17 protein-coding genes and 2 tRNA genes are annotated in these 16,025 nt (G+C 62.6%); 14 read left to right on the top strand and 5 right to left on the bottom strand.

Features of this window, described 5'->3' with window-relative positions; translation table 11 throughout:
- Positions 1–39: 39 nt before the first annotated feature.
- From ISX93_RS00460 to ISX93_RS00440, 5 genes are all read left to right on the top strand, one after another.
- Positions 40–2,256: an AsmA family protein gene (locus tag ISX93_RS00460; protein WP_195776723.1), complete on the top strand. Its 2,217-nt coding sequence runs from the start codon at positions 40–42 to the stop codon at positions 2,254–2,256.
- Positions 2,253–3,320 carry an A/G-specific adenine glycosylase gene (gene mutY / locus ISX93_RS00455; protein WP_195776722.1) on the top strand — a complete coding sequence of 356 codons (1,068 nt, stop codon included), beginning with the start codon at positions 2,253–2,255 and terminating at the stop codon, positions 3,318–3,320. Before ISX93_RS00460 ends, mutY begins: the two co-directional genes overlap by 4 nt.
- Positions 3,317–3,589: an oxidative damage protection protein gene (locus tag ISX93_RS00450; protein WP_195776721.1), complete on the top strand. Its 273-nt coding sequence runs from the start codon at positions 3,317–3,319 to the stop codon at positions 3,587–3,589. The genes mutY and ISX93_RS00450 overlap by 4 nt, the downstream gene beginning before the upstream one ends.
- 77 nt (positions 3,590–3,666) lie before the next feature.
- Positions 3,667–3,742: transfer RNA gene (locus tag ISX93_RS00445), tRNA-Phe, on the top strand.
- A gap of 160 nt (positions 3,743–3,902) precedes the next feature.
- Complete coding sequence (locus ISX93_RS00440; protein WP_195776720.1) at positions 3,903–4,244, top strand: excalibur calcium-binding domain-containing protein; 342 nt, start codon at positions 3,903–3,905, stop codon at positions 4,242–4,244.
- A gap of 127 nt (positions 4,245–4,371) precedes the next feature.
- Here the strand turns inward: ISX93_RS00440 and ISX93_RS00435 are convergent, their stop codons facing one another.
- A complete protein-coding gene (locus tag ISX93_RS00435; protein WP_195776719.1) occupies positions 4,372–4,806 on the bottom strand; it encodes a CBS domain-containing protein in 435 nt (144 codons plus the stop codon).
- 272 nt (positions 4,807–5,078) lie between these two features.
- Here ISX93_RS00435 and ISX93_RS00430 point away from each other — a divergent pair, with 272 nt between their 5' ends.
- From ISX93_RS00430 to ISX93_RS00400, 7 genes are all read left to right on the top strand, one after another.
- On the top strand, positions 5,079–5,852 hold the full coding sequence (locus ISX93_RS00430; RefSeq protein WP_195776718.1) for an ABC transporter ATP-binding protein: 774 nt from the start codon (positions 5,079–5,081) through the stop codon (positions 5,850–5,852).
- A gap of 14 nt (positions 5,853–5,866) precedes the next feature.
- A complete protein-coding gene (locus tag ISX93_RS00425; RefSeq protein ID WP_195776717.1) occupies positions 5,867–6,619 on the top strand; it encodes an ABC transporter substrate-binding protein in 753 nt (250 codons plus the stop codon).
- Positions 6,620–6,669: 50 nt separating this feature from the next.
- Entirely contained in the window at positions 6,670–7,365 is a 696-nt protein-coding gene (locus ISX93_RS00420) for an ABC transporter permease (protein ID WP_195776716.1), read from the top strand.
- Positions 7,362–8,051 (top strand): ABC transporter permease, encoded by a 690-nt coding sequence (locus tag ISX93_RS00415; protein WP_195776715.1) that lies wholly within the window; start codon positions 7,362–7,364, stop codon positions 8,049–8,051. Before ISX93_RS00420 ends, ISX93_RS00415 begins: the two co-directional genes overlap by 4 nt.
- 61 nt (positions 8,052–8,112) lie before the next feature.
- Positions 8,113–9,336: a methyltransferase gene (locus ISX93_RS00410; protein ID WP_195776714.1), complete on the top strand. Its 1,224-nt coding sequence runs from the start codon at positions 8,113–8,115 to the stop codon at positions 9,334–9,336.
- 15 nt (positions 9,337–9,351) lie between these two features.
- A complete protein-coding gene (locus ISX93_RS00405; protein WP_195776713.1) occupies positions 9,352–9,576 on the top strand; it encodes a hypothetical protein in 225 nt (74 codons plus the stop codon).
- Between the two features lie 44 nt (positions 9,577–9,620).
- Positions 9,621–9,696: transfer RNA gene (locus tag ISX93_RS00400), tRNA-Thr, on the top strand.
- A gap of 109 nt (positions 9,697–9,805) precedes the next feature.
- Here ISX93_RS00400 and ISX93_RS17060 read toward each other — a convergent pair.
- Both ISX93_RS17060 and ISX93_RS00390 read right to left on the bottom strand, forming a co-directional pair.
- On the bottom strand, positions 9,806–10,330 hold the full coding sequence (locus ISX93_RS17060; protein ID WP_308705263.1) for a tetratricopeptide repeat protein: 525 nt from the start codon (positions 10,328–10,330) through the stop codon (positions 9,806–9,808).
- A gap of 71 nt (positions 10,331–10,401) precedes the next feature.
- A complete protein-coding gene (locus ISX93_RS00390) occupies positions 10,402–11,223 on the bottom strand; it encodes a tetratricopeptide repeat protein (protein WP_195776712.1) in 822 nt (273 codons plus the stop codon).
- 304 nt (positions 11,224–11,527) lie between these two features.
- Here ISX93_RS00390 and ISX93_RS00385 point away from each other — a divergent pair, with 304 nt between their 5' ends.
- Positions 11,528–13,165, top strand: a complete 1,638-nt coding sequence (locus tag ISX93_RS00385) for an AMP-binding protein (protein ID WP_195776711.1) — start codon at positions 11,528–11,530, stop codon at positions 13,163–13,165.
- 105 nt (positions 13,166–13,270) lie between these two features.
- Here the strand turns inward: ISX93_RS00385 and ISX93_RS00380 are convergent, their stop codons facing one another.
- Positions 13,271–13,948 carry a hypothetical protein gene (locus tag ISX93_RS00380; protein ID WP_195776710.1) on the bottom strand — a complete coding sequence of 226 codons (678 nt, stop codon included), beginning with the start codon at positions 13,946–13,948 and terminating at the stop codon, positions 13,271–13,273.
- Positions 13,945–14,784 (bottom strand): alpha/beta fold hydrolase, encoded by an 840-nt coding sequence (locus ISX93_RS00375; RefSeq protein WP_219840968.1) that lies wholly within the window; start codon positions 14,782–14,784, stop codon positions 13,945–13,947. Before ISX93_RS00375 ends, ISX93_RS00380 begins: the two co-directional genes overlap by 4 nt.
- A gap of 128 nt (positions 14,785–14,912) precedes the next feature.
- On the opposite strand from ISX93_RS00375, the gene ISX93_RS00370 reads away from it, so the two are divergent.
- Positions 14,913–16,019 (top strand): helix-turn-helix domain-containing protein, encoded by a 1,107-nt coding sequence (locus ISX93_RS00370; protein WP_195776709.1) that lies wholly within the window; start codon positions 14,913–14,915, stop codon positions 16,017–16,019.
- The last annotated feature ends 6 nt before the right edge of the window (positions 16,020–16,025 follow it).

Below are 16,025 nucleotides of genomic sequence, written 5' to 3'. Positions count from 1 at the left end.
CGACCGCGCTTACCCCGATATTCCATCAAGGATGCATGCATGAAATCGCTCGGCAGGCTGTTTGGCCTCATTCTTCTCGGCCTTCTGGTGCTTCTGGTCACCCTGGGTTTTGCGCTTACCCACCTGATCGACCCGAATGACTACAAGGACGAGATCCGCCAACTGGCGCGCGACAAGGCCAACCTCGAGCTGACCCTGAACGGGCCGATCGGCTGGAGCCTGTTCCCCTGGCTGGGCATCGAACTGCATGACGCCACCCTGGCCAGCGCGGCTACCCCGCAACAGCCGTTTGCCGACCTGCAGTTGCTCGGGCTTTCGGTGCGCGTGCTGCCGCTGCTGCGCCGCGAAGTGCAGATGAGCGACGTGCGCATCGAGGGTCTCAGGCTGAACCTGCAGCGCGACCAGCAGGGGCGTGGCAACTGGGAGGGACTGGGTCGTCCGGCGCCAGCGTCTGCGGCGCCGGCGCTGACGGCTGCGGCCAACCCGGCAGTGGCCGGCTCCGCCGCGCCGGCCAAGGACGCCGCCCGGCCGCTGCAACTGGATATCGACAGCCTGAATATCCGCAATGCCAGTATCGACTACGCCGACGCCCGCAGCGGCAAGCACTACACCCTGGAAAACCTGCAGCTGAGCAGCGGCTCGATCCGCGAAAGCAGCGCGATCCCCTTCAAGCTGTTCACCCACCTCAATCTCAGCGAGCCGCAGCTGCGCGGCCAGGCGGAACTCAGCGCCAAGCTGCGCTTCGATCGCCAGCTGCAGCGCTACCAGCTGGAAGACGCCCAGCTCAGTGGCGAAGTGTCCGGCGAACCGCTGCAGGGTAAAACCCTGACCTTTGCCACCCAGGGCCAGTTGCTGCTTGATCAGGCTGCCGGCATCGCCGAATGGAACAGCCTGAAGCTGACCGCCAACCAGCTGCGCGCGCTGGGCGAGATCAAAGTCTACGACCTCGGCCAGGCCCCCCGGCTGAGCGGTGGCCTATCGATTGCCGAACTCAACTTGCGCGATTTTCTTACCGGGATCGGCGTTACCCTGCCACCCATGGCGGATCCGGCCAGCCTGAGCCGCTTCGAGCTGGTCAGCCGCCTGGGCGGCACCCTGGGCGCCCCGGCCCTGCAAGAGCTCAAGCTGAAGCTCGATGACAGCAGCAGCAGCGGCCAGCTGGAAATCACCGACCTGACCCGCCGAGCCGTGCGCCTGCAGCTGAAAACCGACCATCTGGATCTCGACCGCTATCTGCCGCCTGTGGCCAGGGACAGCGGCGGTGCGCTTGCCGCCGAAGTCAAAGCCACCCTGGCCAGCGCCAGCAAGCAGGGCAACAGCGCCTTGCCGGCGGCGCCGACCCAGCAGGCCTGGAGCGAGTCGCCGGTGTTCCCGGTGGAGCGCCTGCGCCAGCTGGATCTGCAGCTCGACCTGGACTTCGCCGAGCTCGGCGTGAAAAAGCTGCCGCTGGAGGATGCCAGCCTGCTGCTCCGCGGCAAGGATGGCCTGGTCGAGATCAGCGAGTTGCGCGGCGAACTGCAGGGCGGCAGTTTCGCCAGCAGTTCCCGGCTGGATGTGCGTCCGGCAATCCCGCTGCTCGACGGGCAGATCAAGCTGAGCAACCTGCCGATCGAGAGCCTGCTGCAAATCAGTGGCAAACCGGCGCCAATCAGGGGCCGTCTGGATCTGGACAGCCAGCTGCGCAGCAGTGGCGACAGCGAGAAGACCTTGATCGACAGCCTCAACGGCACTGCGAACTTCCAGCTCAATGACGGCGTGCTGGTAGATGCCAATCTGGAGCAGCAACTCTGTACCGGGATTGCCACGCTCAACCGGAAAACCCTGAGCAGCACCCCGCGCGGCAAGGACACGCCATTCCAGCAACTGCAGGGCCGCCTGACCATCAATAATGGCGTGGCAAGCAACCCGGATCTGCAAGCCAGCATTCCCGGCCTGGCGGTCAGCGGCAATGGCGACCTGGACCTGCGCGTCCTGGGGCTGGATTACCGCCTGGGGGTCATCATCGAAGGCGACAAGGGCGCCATGCCCGACCCCGCCTGCCAAGTCAGCAAACAGTTCGTCGGCATCGAATGGCCGCTGCAGTGCCGTGGCCCGCTGGAACTCGGCGCCAAGGCCTGCCGCCTGGACAAGGACGGCATGAACAAGGTGGCAGGCAAGATCGTGGGCGAGAAGCTCAGCAACAAGATCGACGAGAAGCTCGGCGACAAGGTCAGCCCGGAACTCAAGGACGCGCTCAAGGGCCTGTTCAACCAATGAGCCCCGAGCCGTTCGCCGCGGCTGTGCTCGCCTGGTATGACCGGCACGGCCGCAAGGATCTGCCCTGGCAGCTGGACATCACCCCGTACCGGGTCTGGGTCTCGGAGATCATGCTGCAGCAGACCCAGGTCAGTACCGTGCTCGACTACTTTCCACGGTTCATGGCGGCACTGCCGTCGGTCGAGGCCCTGGCGGCCGCCAGCGAGGATGAAGTGCTGCACCTGTGGACCGGGCTCGGTTACTACAGCCGCGCACGCAACCTGCAGAAAGCCGCGCGCCTGCTGGTGGCCGAACACGCCGGCGAATTTCCCCGTTCGGTCGAGCAACTGACCGCGCTGCCCGGCATCGGCCGCTCGACCGCCGGCGCCATTGCCAGTCTGAGCATGGGCCTGCGCGCAGCGATTCTCGACGGCAACGTCAAGCGGGTGCTGGCGCGCTACCTGGCCGTCGATGGCTATCCGGGCGAGCCCGCGGTAGCCGCGCAGCTGTGGGCCGCCGCCGAGCGCTTCACCCCGGCGCAGCGGGTCAATCACTACACCCAGGCGATGATGGATCTGGGCGCCACCCTGTGCACCCGCAGCAAGCCGGACTGCCCGCGCTGCCCCCTGCAGTCCGGTTGCCAGGCCCGGCGGCACGGGCGCCAGGCCAGCTTGCCGGCGAGCAAGCTGCGCAAGGCCCTGCCGCAGAAATCCACCCTGATGCCGCTGCTGGTGAGCCCGGAGCGCGCGGTGCTGCTCTACCGGCGGCCCTCCAGCGGCCTCTGGGGCGGACTCTGGAGCCTGCCCGAACTGGCCGACCTGCAGGCACTCGACGAATTGCTCGAGGCGCGCGCGCTGCAGCCCGGCCCGGCGCAGGCGCTGGCAGCGCTCAAGCACACCTTCAGCCACTTCCAGCTGACCATCCAGCCCTGGCTGATGCAGGTCACTCCGCTGGGCAGCGGCGTGGCCGAGGCCGACTGGCTCTGGTATAAACTCGCCAACCCGCCGCGCCTGGGCCTCGCCGCCCCGGTGAAGACACTGCTCAAGCGCGCCGCCGACGTCCTGAATGCCGGAGAAACCCGATGACCCGCACCGTAACCTGCCGCAAGTACAACGAAGTGCTGCCCGGCCTTGAGCGCCCCCCATACCCGGGAGCCAAGGGCGAAGACATCTTCAACCATGTCTCGAAGAAGGCCTGGGACGAATGGCAAAAGCATCAGACCATGCTGATCAACGAGCGCCGGCTGAACATGATGAACGCCGAGGACCGCAAGTTCCTGCAGGTTGAAATGGACAAGTTCCTCTCCGGCCAGGAGTACGCCCAGGCCGAAGGCTACGTGCCGCCAAGCGCCTGAGGGCTGGCCTGGCAGCGGGTTTATTTTGCGCGGCGGCTTGACACTTAAAGGCCAAATCCGTTTAATGGCGCCCCGTTGCCCAGGTAGCTCAGTCGGTAGAGCAGGGGATTGAAAATCCCCGTGTCGGCGGTTCGATTCCGTCCCTGGGCACCACTAATACCGAAAAACCCCAAGCGAAACCAAATTGCTTGGGGTTTTTTATTGGCTGCGATTCAATGATCCGGGCCCGGCAGCACAGCAGTTCGCGGCCATTGATTGCAGAACCGGCAGCATGCTTCATGGCCTCTTGGGCCAAAGGATGACGGCAGTAAAGATGAAGCGAATTCTCATAGCACTCGCCATTGGCTATGGCCTGTGGGACTACTACCTGAAGCCGTCCGAGAGTCCGGTACTCACCAACATTGCCGAGGACGGCAGTGTCCTGAGTGCGCCAGTGCTGCAGGCGCCGCAGCCGAGCTTCCTGCCCCTGGGTGCGGCGCCGGCGGCTGTGCGCTCTTCAGCGAAAGCCGCGGAGAGCTATCACTGTGACGGTCGAACACATTGCTCGCAGATGCATTCCTGCGAGGAGGCCATGTACTTCCTGCGCAACTGTCCGGGCACGCAAATGGATGGAGAAGCTGATGGCATTCCCTGCGAAAGGCAGTGGTGCCACTGATTCCTGAGGGGGACTGTTCTTCAGCAACTGCAAAGCACCCTGAAAACAAAAAACCGCCTGCGGCGGGTTTTTATTGTCTGCAACTGCTGCGGTGTGTTGGCGAGAAGGACTATACGCAAGGCCTGGCTCACTCCCCGCGGATGTATTTCTCCAGATGATTGATCATGTTCTGCTGTTCCTGCATCACATCCTTGACCAGGTCGCCGATCGAGAGCAGTCCGAGCAATTTGCCCTCCTCGACTACCGGCAGATGCCGCAGGCGCTTGTTGGTCATCAGTTGCATGCAATGCTGGGTGCCGTCCAGTGGCGACACGGTCAGTACGTCGGCAGTCATGATCTCGCCCACTGTGGTACCTAACGCCGAGCGCTCGAACAGGGCTACCCGGCGAATATAGTCGCGCTCGCTGACAATTCCGACCATCTGTTCGCCTTCCAGAACGAGCAGTGCACCAACGCCCTTCTCGGCCATCAGCATCGCGGCTTCCAGCACAGTGGTGGCGGGAGTTACAGTGAACAGAAGATTGCTGTCTTTCGACTTTAGGATTTCTGAAACTTTCTTCATGGGTTTCCTCCGGGCGCTGTTGTGTGTTTTAGCAGAGCTTTGCCGCGCAGACTATCCAGCTCAAGACGAAAATCGCTGTTGCGAATGAAGTTGGGTGCGCAGATTGTTAGCTGAAGCGACAGCTGACTGTGGTGATGCGACAACATGTCCCCAGCGGGGCGCTCAGCCTGCCGTGGGCGCTTGGCGCGGCTCCTGACGCTATGCTAGGTTCACCACTCGCCAGGAAGGCCATAACCAGCGCGGAAGCGCACTTGTCAAAATGAGGATTACCCATGGCCGAGGCTACGCCCGCGCTGGAAATTCGCAACCTGCACAAACGCTATGGCGACCTCGAAGTCATCAAGGGCATTTCCCTGACCGCGCGTGACGGGGATGTCATTTCCATTCTCGGTTCCTCCGGCTCCGGCAAGTCCACCTTTCTGCGTTGCATCAACCTGCTGGAAAACCCGCATCAGGGCCAGATCATCGTTGCCGGTGAAGAGCTCAAGCTCAAACCTTCGAAGAATGGCGAACTGGTGGCTGCCGATAATCGGCAGATCAACCGGATTCGCAGCGAAATCGGCTTCGTCTTCCAGAATTTCAATCTGTGGCCGCACATGAGCGTGCTTGACAACATCATCGAGGCGCCCCGCCGGGTGCTGGGGCAGAGCAAGGCCGAGGCGACGGAGGTGGCCGAGGCCCTGCTGGCCAAGGTTGGCATCGCCGACAAGCGGCATGTCTATCCGGCCCAGCTCTCCGGCGGGCAGCAGCAGCGCGCGGCCATTGCGCGCACGCTGGCGATGCAGCCGAAAGTCATCCTGTTCGATGAGCCTACCTCGGCGCTCGATCCGGAAATGGTCCAGGAAGTGCTTGCAGTAATCCGCGCCCTGGCTGAGGAAGGGCGCACCATGCTGCTGGTTACCCACGAAATGCAGTTCGCCCGGAATGTCTCGAGCGAAGTGGTATTCCTTCACCAGGGCCTGGTGGAGGAGCAAGGAACGCCTGAGCAGGTGTTTGACAACCCGCTGTCGGCTCGCTGTAAACAGTTCATGTCCAGTAATCGCTAACGGAGAAATACCGCATGAAGAGCTACCAGAAGATTCTGTTCGCCGCAGTTGCCACTTTCGCCCTGGGCACCAGCGCAGTGGCTGCCGAAAAACTGAAGATCGGCACCGAGGGCGCCTACCCACCCTTCAACCTGATCGATGCCAGCGGCAAGGTCGTCGGCTTTGATATCGACATCGCCAATGCGCTGTGCGCCCAGATGAAAGCCGACTGCGAAGTGGTCACTTCTGACTGGGACGGCATCATCCCGGCCCTCAACGCCAAGAAGTTCGACTTCATCGTCGCCTCCATGTCGATCACCGACGAGCGCAAGCAGGCGGTTGATTTCACCAACCCCTACTACACCAACAAGCTGCAGTTCATCGGCCCGAAAGCTGCCGACTTCAAGACCGACAAGGCCAGCCTGAAAGGCAAGGTGATCGGCGCCCAGCGTGCCACCATCGCCGGTACCTGGCTGGAAGACAACCTCAGCGACGTGGTCGAGATCAAGCTGTACGACACTCAGGAAAACGCCTACCTCGACCTCAGCTCCGGTCGCGTCGATGGCGTGCTGGCGGACAAGTTCGTCAACTGGGAATGGCTCAAGAGCGACGCCGGCAAGGGCTTCGAGTTCAAAGGTGAGCCAGTGTTCGACAACGACCAGATCGGCATTGCCGTGCGCAAGGGTGACCCGCTGGTTGCCAAGCTGAATGCCGCACTGAAAGCCATTGTCGATGACGGCACCTACAAGAAGATCAACGACAAGTACTTCCCCTTCAGCATCTACTGACCTGCCTGACCGGCGCGGTCCCTTAAGGCCGCGCCGGCCAACGAGCAACCATGAACTTCGATCTCTACGGATTCGGTCCGGCGCTGGCAGCCGGCACCCTGATGACCATCAAGCTGGCGCTCTCAGCCTTGTCGGTCGGCCTGGTGCTCGGCTTGCTGGGCGCACTGGGCAAAACCTCACCGCACAAGTCCCTGCAATTGCTGGGCGGTACCTATTCGACACTGGTTCGTGGTGTCCCCGAGCTGCTCTGGGTGCTGCTGATCTATTTCGGCACCGTCAACCTGATGCGCAGCATCGGTGAGTTCTTCAACAACCCCGGGCTGGAGCTGAACGCCTTTGCGGCCGGCACCATTGCCCTGGGCCTGTGCTTCGGTGCCTATGCCACCGAGGTGTTCCGTGGTGCCATCCTGGCCATCCCCAAGGGCCACCGTGAAGCCGGACTGGCGCTGGGGCTGAGCAAGGCCCGCATCTTCTGGCGCATCATCTTGCCGCAAATGTGGCGCATCGCCCTGCCTGGGCTGGGTAACCTGTTCATGATCCTGATGAAAGACACGGCGCTGGTCTCTGTCATCGGCCTGGAGGAAATCATGCGGCGCTCGCAAATCGCCGTGACGTCGAGCAAGGAGCCCTTCACCTTTTTCCTGGTCGCCGCCTTCATCTACCTGAGCCTGACGGTGATCGCCATGACCGGCATGCATTTCCTCGAGAAGCGGGCTAGCCGTGGTTTTGTCAGGAGCGCGACATGAACTGGGAAGTGATCATCAAGTATCTGCCCAAGTTGCTGGATGGCGCCTGGCTGACGCTGGAGCTGGTTGCGATTGCGGTGCTGGCCGGGCTGATTCTGGCTATTCCGCTGGGCGTGGCGCGTGCCTCGCAGCGCTGGTACGTGCGCGCCTTTCCGTACGGTTACATCTTCTTCTTCCGCGGGACACCGCTGCTGGTTCAGCTGTTCCTGGTGTATTACGGCTTGCCACAGTTCGACATCATTCGTGACGGACCGCTCTGGCCCTACCTGCGCAGCCCCTTCTGGTGCGCGGTGATCACCATGACCCTGCACACCGCGGCCTATATCGCGGAAATCATTCGCGGTGCGATTCAGGCCATTCCGCCAGGGGAGATCGAAGCGGCGCGCGCGCTGGGCATGTCCAAGTGGCAAACGCTGTTCTACATCACCATGCCACGGGCCACGCGAATCGGGTTGCCGGCCTACAGCAACGAAGTGATCCTGATGCTCAAGGCCAGCGCGCTGGCTAGCACCATCACCCTGCTGGAACTGACCGGCATGGCGCGCACCATCATTGCGCGGACCTATCTGCCGGTAGAGATATTTTTTGCTGCCGGGTTGTTCTACCTGCTGATCTCCTACGTCATGGTGCGTGGCTTCAAGCAGCTCGAGCGCTACTTGCGGGTCGACGCCTGCCAGGGCCGCTGACGTGGTGCCGGTCCCGTGAGGTGGCCGGCAACCCAGGCGCAGGCCAGTCTCCCGGATGCTCATGAGCGTGCCTGAAACCAATTTAGCAACGCCCGCGCAACTGCTGGCCCACTTTCGCGCGCTGGATCAGTTCCTGTTCGCCCATCAGCAGCTCTGGCGGCCCAAGCCGTTTACCGCGCTGCAGCTGGGCTGGGAGACTGAACACCCGCAACTGGCCCGCTGGCTGCGCGCCAGGAACCTCGAACAGGCGGAGGCGGCGCACAATCAGCCACATCTGCTGGCGGCACCAGCGCCGTTCCCCGAACTGGCGCGCCAGGCCATTGCACTCGGCCAGCTCGGGCAACTGCCGCGCCGCTCGCGGGCCGCCACCGGTACCCGCCTTGGCGTAGATGTTCCGGGCCGCAAGTGGCAACAGATCGAGGCTTTCGGCAGCTGCCTGCAATTCCACCAGCAGCCCGCGCATTGGCTCGACTGGTGCGCCGGCAAAGGCCATCTGGGGCGCTATCTGGCGCAGGACGGTAGCGCTCTGAGCTGTGTCGAACGGGATGCGCAGCTGGTCAGCAGCGGACAACGGCTGTCCGGCAAGCTGGGAATTCCGGCACGGCATATCGAGCTGGACGTGCTGCAAGAAGAGGCCGCCGGCTATCTGGAGTCTGCCCAGACGCCGGTGGCCTTGCATGCCTGTGGCGATTTGCACGTGCGCCTGATGCAGCTGGCCAGCGCGGCCGGCTGCCGACAGCTGGCGATCGCCCCCTGTTGCTATAACCGCATCCGGGCCGAGCATTATCAGCCGCTCTCGGCCGCCGCCCGGGCGTCCGCCTTGCAGCTGGAGAGGGATGATCTGCGCCTGCTGCAGTGCGAAACCGTCACCGCCGGCCAGCGCGTGCGCAAGCTGCGCGATCTGTCCATGGCGCGCCGGCTCGGCTTTGACCTGCTGCAGCGGCAAGTCCGCGCTGTCGATGAGTACCTGCCGGCAGAAGCGCTGGCGCCGGCCTGGCTGCAGCGCGACTTTGCCGCTTACTGTACGGAACTGGCTCGCGTGAAGCAGCTTGACCTCGGTGGGGAACATGACTGGGCGACACTGGAAACGGCTGGCTGGCAACGGCTGGCCAATGTGCGCAACCTGGAGTTGCTGCGCAGCCTGTTCCGGCGGCCGCTGGAAGTCTGGTTACTGCTGGATCGCGCACTGTTTCTGCAGGCTGAAGGTTACCGGGTGCGCCTGGGCAGCTTCTGCGATACCCGCCTGACCCCGCGCAACCTGTTGCTGCTGGCCGAGCGCGAGTGAAATCCGGGCCTGGCTGTGGATAAGTCTGTTGATGCTTTTGTGGAAAAGCCCGCAAGACCTTGCCGGCACAGGCCTTTAGCGGGCTGCACGCTTTTGGCGCATAAAATTAAAGCCATTAAAAACAACGAGTTGCATTTTTCATTAAATGGCGCGGAACCGTCTTTAGTTGCAGGTTACGGTTTCATTGCAAATGTGCATAACGATGCCGGGCAACATAACCAGCTGATCTCACGCATTTGACGGTTTACTCGCCTGCATCAATGGATATAATGGCGCCCCCTGATGCCGGTATAGCTCAGCTGGTAGAGCAACTGACTTGTAATCAGTAGGTCCCGAGTTCGATTCTTGGTGCCGGCACCATCAAATACAACGACTTAGGCTCATCGCAAGATGGGCCTTTTTCGTTTCCGGGATTTGCCTGTTGGGCGCATGGCCGTGCCGGGCTTGCGCGCCGGCCGCCAGCAAGGCCTCACTTGTCCTGCAGGTAGTCATCCAGCGCGGTCAGCAGGTTGCCTTCGCGCATTGCACGAGTGAGGGCCTGGCCTTCCTCCAGCTGCTGTGCGTTCATTTTTCCGGCAGCAAAGTCGCGCATCTGCGCCGGTTGGGTGAAGTAGCCAGGAACTTCGGCGGCGGCCAGATTGCCCAGCGCGTAACTCGCCACAAGGTTCGTTTCCACGCCGCGCCCCATGAAGTACATGTTGCCCAGGGCGAACTGGGCAAACGCATCGCCCTGATCGGCAGCCAGGCGAAACCACTTCAGCGCGGCCTGGTCATCCTGCGGGACGCCGGTGCCATTGAAGTACATCAGCCCCAGGTTGAATTGCGCATCCGGGTTGCCCTGCTCGGCCAGCGGTTGCAGCTCTACCAGGGCGGTCTTGAAATCGCCTTTGGCGATGGCGGCGACCCCTTCGGCCAGCCCGGCCTGAGCGGTATTCAGCACTACGGTGAGAAACAGGGTGGCAAGCAGGATGATGATGCGCACAGGAATGACCACTCAGCCCAGATTAACCTTCCACTCGGCCCCGCCGGCTTGCCGGCCGGGCGTCACAATTGCCGGGTTCGGAACTACTTGGCCGCCAGATGGCGGTCGAGTACCGCAGCCGTGCCGAGAGCAATTTCGCGGGTGAGCTTTTGCCCTTCCTTGAGTTGCGCGGCATTCAGCTTGGCGGCCAGGGTGTCGCGCTGCCCGGCGTAAGTCTTGTTCTTTTCGGCAACCACGTTGGCCAGTGCATAGGCCACTACCGGGCTCTTGGCCACGCCCTGGCCATTGGCGTACATGCCACTCAGGGCGATAAGTGCGATCGGGGTCTTCTGTTCAGCGGCAAGGCGATACCACTTGACCGCCTCGGTGTAGTCCTGGGCCACACCATGACCGGTGAAATACAGGCCGCCCAGGGCAAACTGCGCCACCGCCATCTTCTGGTCGGCCGCCTGGCGCAGCAGGCGGGCGGCTTCCTTGTAGTCCTGCGGCACACCCTGACCCATTTGGTACATGATGCCGAGATTGAACTGTGCCCGGAAATTGCCCTGGTCTGCGGCCAGGCGGTAGAGTCGCGCAGCTTCCTTGAGGTCCTTGGTCACGCCCTGGCCGTTGTGATACATCATGCCGAGGTTGAACTGTGCTGCGCCATTGCCCTGCTCCGCGGCTAGCTGGAACCACTTGTGGGCCTGCTGGTAGTCGAGTGGAACGCCCTGGCCGTTGCGGTACATCAGGCCCATGCCGAACTGCGAGGAAGGGTTGCCCTGTTCGGCGGACGGCTTCACTTCCTCCAGGGCGGTCTTGAAGTCACCTTTCTGATAGGCATCAAGCCCCAGCTTGTAGTCAGCCTGGGCCGCGTGCGCCAATCCGATCGATACCAGTCCAGCCAGAGCAATGCTTAAACGCATGGTTATTCCTTCACGCAGACAACGAGCCAACGAGCGAGCTGCCCGTCCATTTTTTCATTTTATCCCCCATGGCATCTGTAGCCAAACAGCGCGTGAGCTACTGCCCTGATTTCTGACCAAGTGCACAGTCCGCAGCGTGGCTGCTGTGCGCAATAGCCGTATGCCCGCGGTCGGCCCCGGCGACAATTGTCAAAGCAAGTTGTAACGCGGGCATGGATAAGCTGGCCAGTCGGGTCGAATAACCACTAGAGTCTATCGACGTTACCCGGATCAGCGCCTGCCGACAGCAAATGGACAATAAAAAATGACCACCACAGCGACCGTCAAGACTCCACTGGAAATGCTCTACCACTGGGAAACCACTACCCCGCATCAGGTCTACCTGCGTCAGCCGCAGAGTCTGCAATGGACCGAGTACACCTGGGCGCAGGTGGGCGATGCGGTGCGCCGTCTTGGCGCCTTTATCAGGAGCCAGGGGTTGCCGGCCGGTAGCCGGATCGCGATCTGGTCATCCAACAGCAAGGACTGGCCAATCGTCGATCTGGCCATCATGCTGGCTGGCCATATCAGCGTGCCACTCTATCCGGGGCAGGATATCCAGTCCGCCCGCTACATCCTTGAGCACAGCGAGAGCCGACTGGTTTTCCTGGGTGGTTTCGACCAGTGGCAGGAAGCCGACCAGGCGATTCCCGCCGGCATTCAGCGGATTGCCATGCTGGGCTGCAAGGTGCCCTGCGAGTACTCGGTTGAGGAGATTCTCGCGACTCACCAGCCCCTCGGTGAGTCGCCTGTGCCGGATCCGGACGCCACCTTCACCATCATTTACACCTCCGGCACCACCGGCAATCCCAAGGGTGTCGAGCATCTGCATGCCACCCCCGGCCACGTTCTGCCAGACATGATTGCCGGCACCCGAATGGAGGTGGGCAATACTCGCTTTTTCTCGTTCTTGCCGATGTCCCATGCCGCTGAGCGCATCATCGTCGAAATGGCTTCACTGTATTGCAACGGCGAAGTCTCCTTCAGCGAGGGACTGGCCACCTTTGCCGAGGAGCTGCGCTCGGTACAGCCGCACCTGTTCTTCGCGGTGCCGCGCCTGTGGGTCAAGTTCAAGGAAGGTGTCGATGCGAAGATTCCGCCTGCGGCCCAAGCCGGCCTGTCGACCGAGGTAAAGGCCGGGATCGTGCGTACGCTGGGCCTGGCCGAGGCGCGCGCCATCATCACCGGCGCCGCGCCGTGCCCGCGCGATGTGCAGGACTGGTTCATCAAACTGGGGGTGATCCTGCGTGACGGCTACGGCATGACCGAAAACTTCATCCATGGCTGCTTCTGGACGCACAACGATCAGCCCAAGGCGGGCTGTGTGGGGCGCCCAACACCGGGCGCCGAACTGAAGATATCCGATGCCGGCGAGGTACTGTTCCGCAGCAAGGGTCTGATGAAGGGCTATTACAAGGAGCCGGAAAAGACTGCGCAAGCCATCGTGGATGGCTGGTATCACACCGGCGATTCTGGCTGCATAGATGAAGATGGCTGCCTGTGGGTCACCGGGCGGATCAGTGAAGTGTTCAAGACCACCAAGGGCAAGTTCATCCGGCCGACCGAGCTGGAAAGCAAGCTTGGCCGGAGTGCTTTGCTCTCGCAGTATTGCGTGTTTGGCCACGGGCTTGATCAGCCCGCACTGCTGGTCTACCCGTCGGAAAACGGCCTCAAGCGCGAGCGCGTCGAGCTGCAGGCGCAACTTGGTGCCTTGCTCGACGAGGTCAATAGCGAGCTTCCGGCGTGGGAGCGCATGCCGCAGATGTTTGTCACCAATGCCGAGTGGAGTATCCCCAACGGCTTGCTGACACCGACCATGAAGCTGCGGCGCAAGCAGATCGAGCAACGCTACCGGCCCTGGGTTGAGAGCAGCCTGGAGCGGGGCGCGGTGATTTTCGAGTAAGCGGGCCCAGCTACCAAAAACAAACCCACCGACAGGTGGGTTTGTTTTTGGTGAAGCGCAAATGCTGTCGCGGAGGTTGCCAGCCCGGCAGCCTCCGCGGGTGGCTCAGGCAGTCCGCCGGGCGGCACGAATCCAGCCGATCAGCATGAACAGGAACAGCAGAGCGCCGCCGAACATCACGCTTGGCACTGGCAGCACGGTAGCACCGTTCACCGGCGTCAGCACCACCATCAGCGAGCCCAGCTTGTTGGGCATGACCTTGAGGTATTCCGGGTCGCTGACCAGTTCGAAGAAAGCGCGACGCGAGGGGTAGCGCACGATCAGCACGCGACTCCAGTTGTCCAGGGCCGGCTCGTAAGTGATCAGGTTGGTACTTGGCTCGGTTCCGGACTGGACCGCCTGGGCCGCGCCGCCAAAGGGCATGGACACACCCAGGCGCGCGGCGATGCCGAGGGTGGTCGCCTCGTAGAAGGCATTGGCTTCTTCCGGGGTGCTGCCATGCAGTTGCACGCCTGGGACCTGCTGCAGTTCCTTGTGGAAGCGCATCAGGTTGAGGTTGTAGGCCGGCTGGCCGTCATCGGATTCGCCCCAGGCGCGCAGATGCTTGATGAATGCCGCGCGCTGCTCGGCGGGCATGAAGGCCGTGCCCTGCTCGATCCGCTGCACATAGCCGTCGATTTCGGCGCTGCTCAGTTTGCTGCCCGGTGCCTGCCAGTGGGCAAAGGCCAGGTAAAGTGCCATGAACAGCACGGCGAGAATCAGTTCCAGTCGGTAGTTTTTCACAGGGACTCCTTGGGGGTGGCGAGATAGTCGAGTAGCAAGGGGTTGAATTTTTCCGCGGCATCCAGCTGCAGCCAGTGATTGGCGCCATCGATCCGCGCATAGCGCCAAGGGCCGCGGACGTAGCGCTCGCTGGCGATCATCTGGCCCTCGGCGAGAAACCGGTCGCCGCTGCTCCAGACGCCGAACACCGGCACCCGCGCCGAAGGCCACTCGCGCGGCAGGATCATGCCCGGATTGGCCCGGTAGTAATTCATCCCGGCGGTCAGCCGGCCGGGTTTGGACAGCTGGGCCTGCCAGTGCGGGAATTCCGCCGGAAAGTGGGTCATCTGGCGGAACAGGAACCAGTTGGCGCAGGTCGACAGCCATTCCATCAGCCCGCGCAACTGCATCAGCAGGATGTAGTAGCCCTTGAACTTCTGCACCAGGCCGCCATTGCCGTACGCGGTGGGATGGCCGACCGAGAGCACGATGAAGCGTTCTACGCGCTGCGGTTGCTGCAGCACCAGGTGCCAGGCCTGCATGGCGCCCCAGTCGTGGGCGACCAGGCGCACCTGGTCGATTTCCAGCACGTCGAGCAGGCCAACCAGGTCGGCCACCAGATTGTCCAAACGGTAGTCGGCGACCCGCGGCGACAGGCTGCTGTCGCCGCAACCGCGGGTGTCCGGCGCGATCACCCGATAGCCGGCCTCGACCAGAGCCGGGATCTGCTTGCGCCATACCTGATGGGTATCCGGAAAGCCATGTACCAGCAGCACTGGCGGCCCTTCACCAGCGATCACCACATGCATGTCCATGCCATTGACTCGGCAGGTGCGTTCTTCGTAAGTCAGGTTCATGTTCGCCTCGCAGGCTTGGGCAGCGGCACCACCCAATGGTAGGGCAAGTATGCAACCGGCTAGCCCGGCAAACTTGTGATTTAAGCGCAAAGTGTTAGCGTGCAGACATATCCGCAGCGAGCCCGGCCATGCCCCTTTTCGAACCCCTCTATCCCGCGCGCTATGCCGCGCCGCTGCTGGAGTTTCTGCGCAATGCCCCGGCAGAGTGCCTGCAGGTGGCCCTGGCTGCGGCGCAGATCGAGGAGGAGGTTTTCCGCCAGCCGGACTATGCGCTGACCATGACCCAGGTCGACGCCCTGGTCTGCGCTACCAGCCAGCAGCTGGGGCGCACCGATCTGGGCTTCGAGCTGGGGCGGCGGATCAAGATGGATCACCATCTGGGGCTTGTCGCGATGCTGCGACGCTGCCGCAGCATCGACGAACTGCTGCGCATGCTCTGCCGCTTTTACCGGCTGGTGACGCCGAGCTTTATCCTGCACTACCAGCGCAGCGCCAGCACCGGCGAGTTTACCTGGCGCCCGGCAGCCTACATGAGCGCAGCCACCCTGCGCTTCTTCGAGGAACAATACGCATTGGCCGTGCATACCGAGTACCTGGGCATGTTTCACCAGCGCCTGCCGGCCCTTGACATCTACCTGTCGATGGAAGCCCCGCCGCATGTCGCGCGCTATGCGGAGCTGCATCCGACCCGCGTGCATTTTGCCGCGCTGCCGATGCCGGCGGTGCGCTGCGTGTTCAAGGCCGAGGTGCTCGACTTGCCATTACAGTGGCCGGAACTGGTCGCCCCGCTGATCACTGGCGAGGTATTGACCCCGCATCCGGAAACCAGTGCTGAAGAGCTGCAAGTGCTGCATCGCAAATTTGTCCGCACGACGCGCTGGGGGGAATGGGTTGCGCTGATCCTGCGCGAGGCCGAAGGCTGCCAGCCAACCCGGGAACAGATTGCCGAACTGCTCAGCATCAGCCCGGCGACCCTGACGCGTTACCTGGCTGCCGAAGGGCAGTCACTGCGGGACATGGGCAAGCGGATTCGACATGCGCGCGCCTGCCAGTTGCTCGCCGACCGTCAGCAGTCGATCTCGCAGATCGCCTACCGGCTCGGTTATGGCGATGTGGCCAATTTCAGTCATGCCTTCAGCAAGCAGGCAGGGCAAGGCCCGCGCCGCTATCGGCAGGCGCTGGGTGCTAGCGGGGAAGCGGGTGACAGCGGGGATAAGCCGGCGCTGCCAGGCTGAGCCCCG

Origin of the sequence: Pseudomonas sp. N040, from assembly GCF_015637705.1 — a bacterium.
In the GTDB taxonomy this organism is placed as follows: Bacteria; Pseudomonadota; Gammaproteobacteria; order Pseudomonadales; family Pseudomonadaceae; genus Aquipseudomonas.
This window is presented reverse-complemented; position numbering and strand designations above follow the sequence as displayed.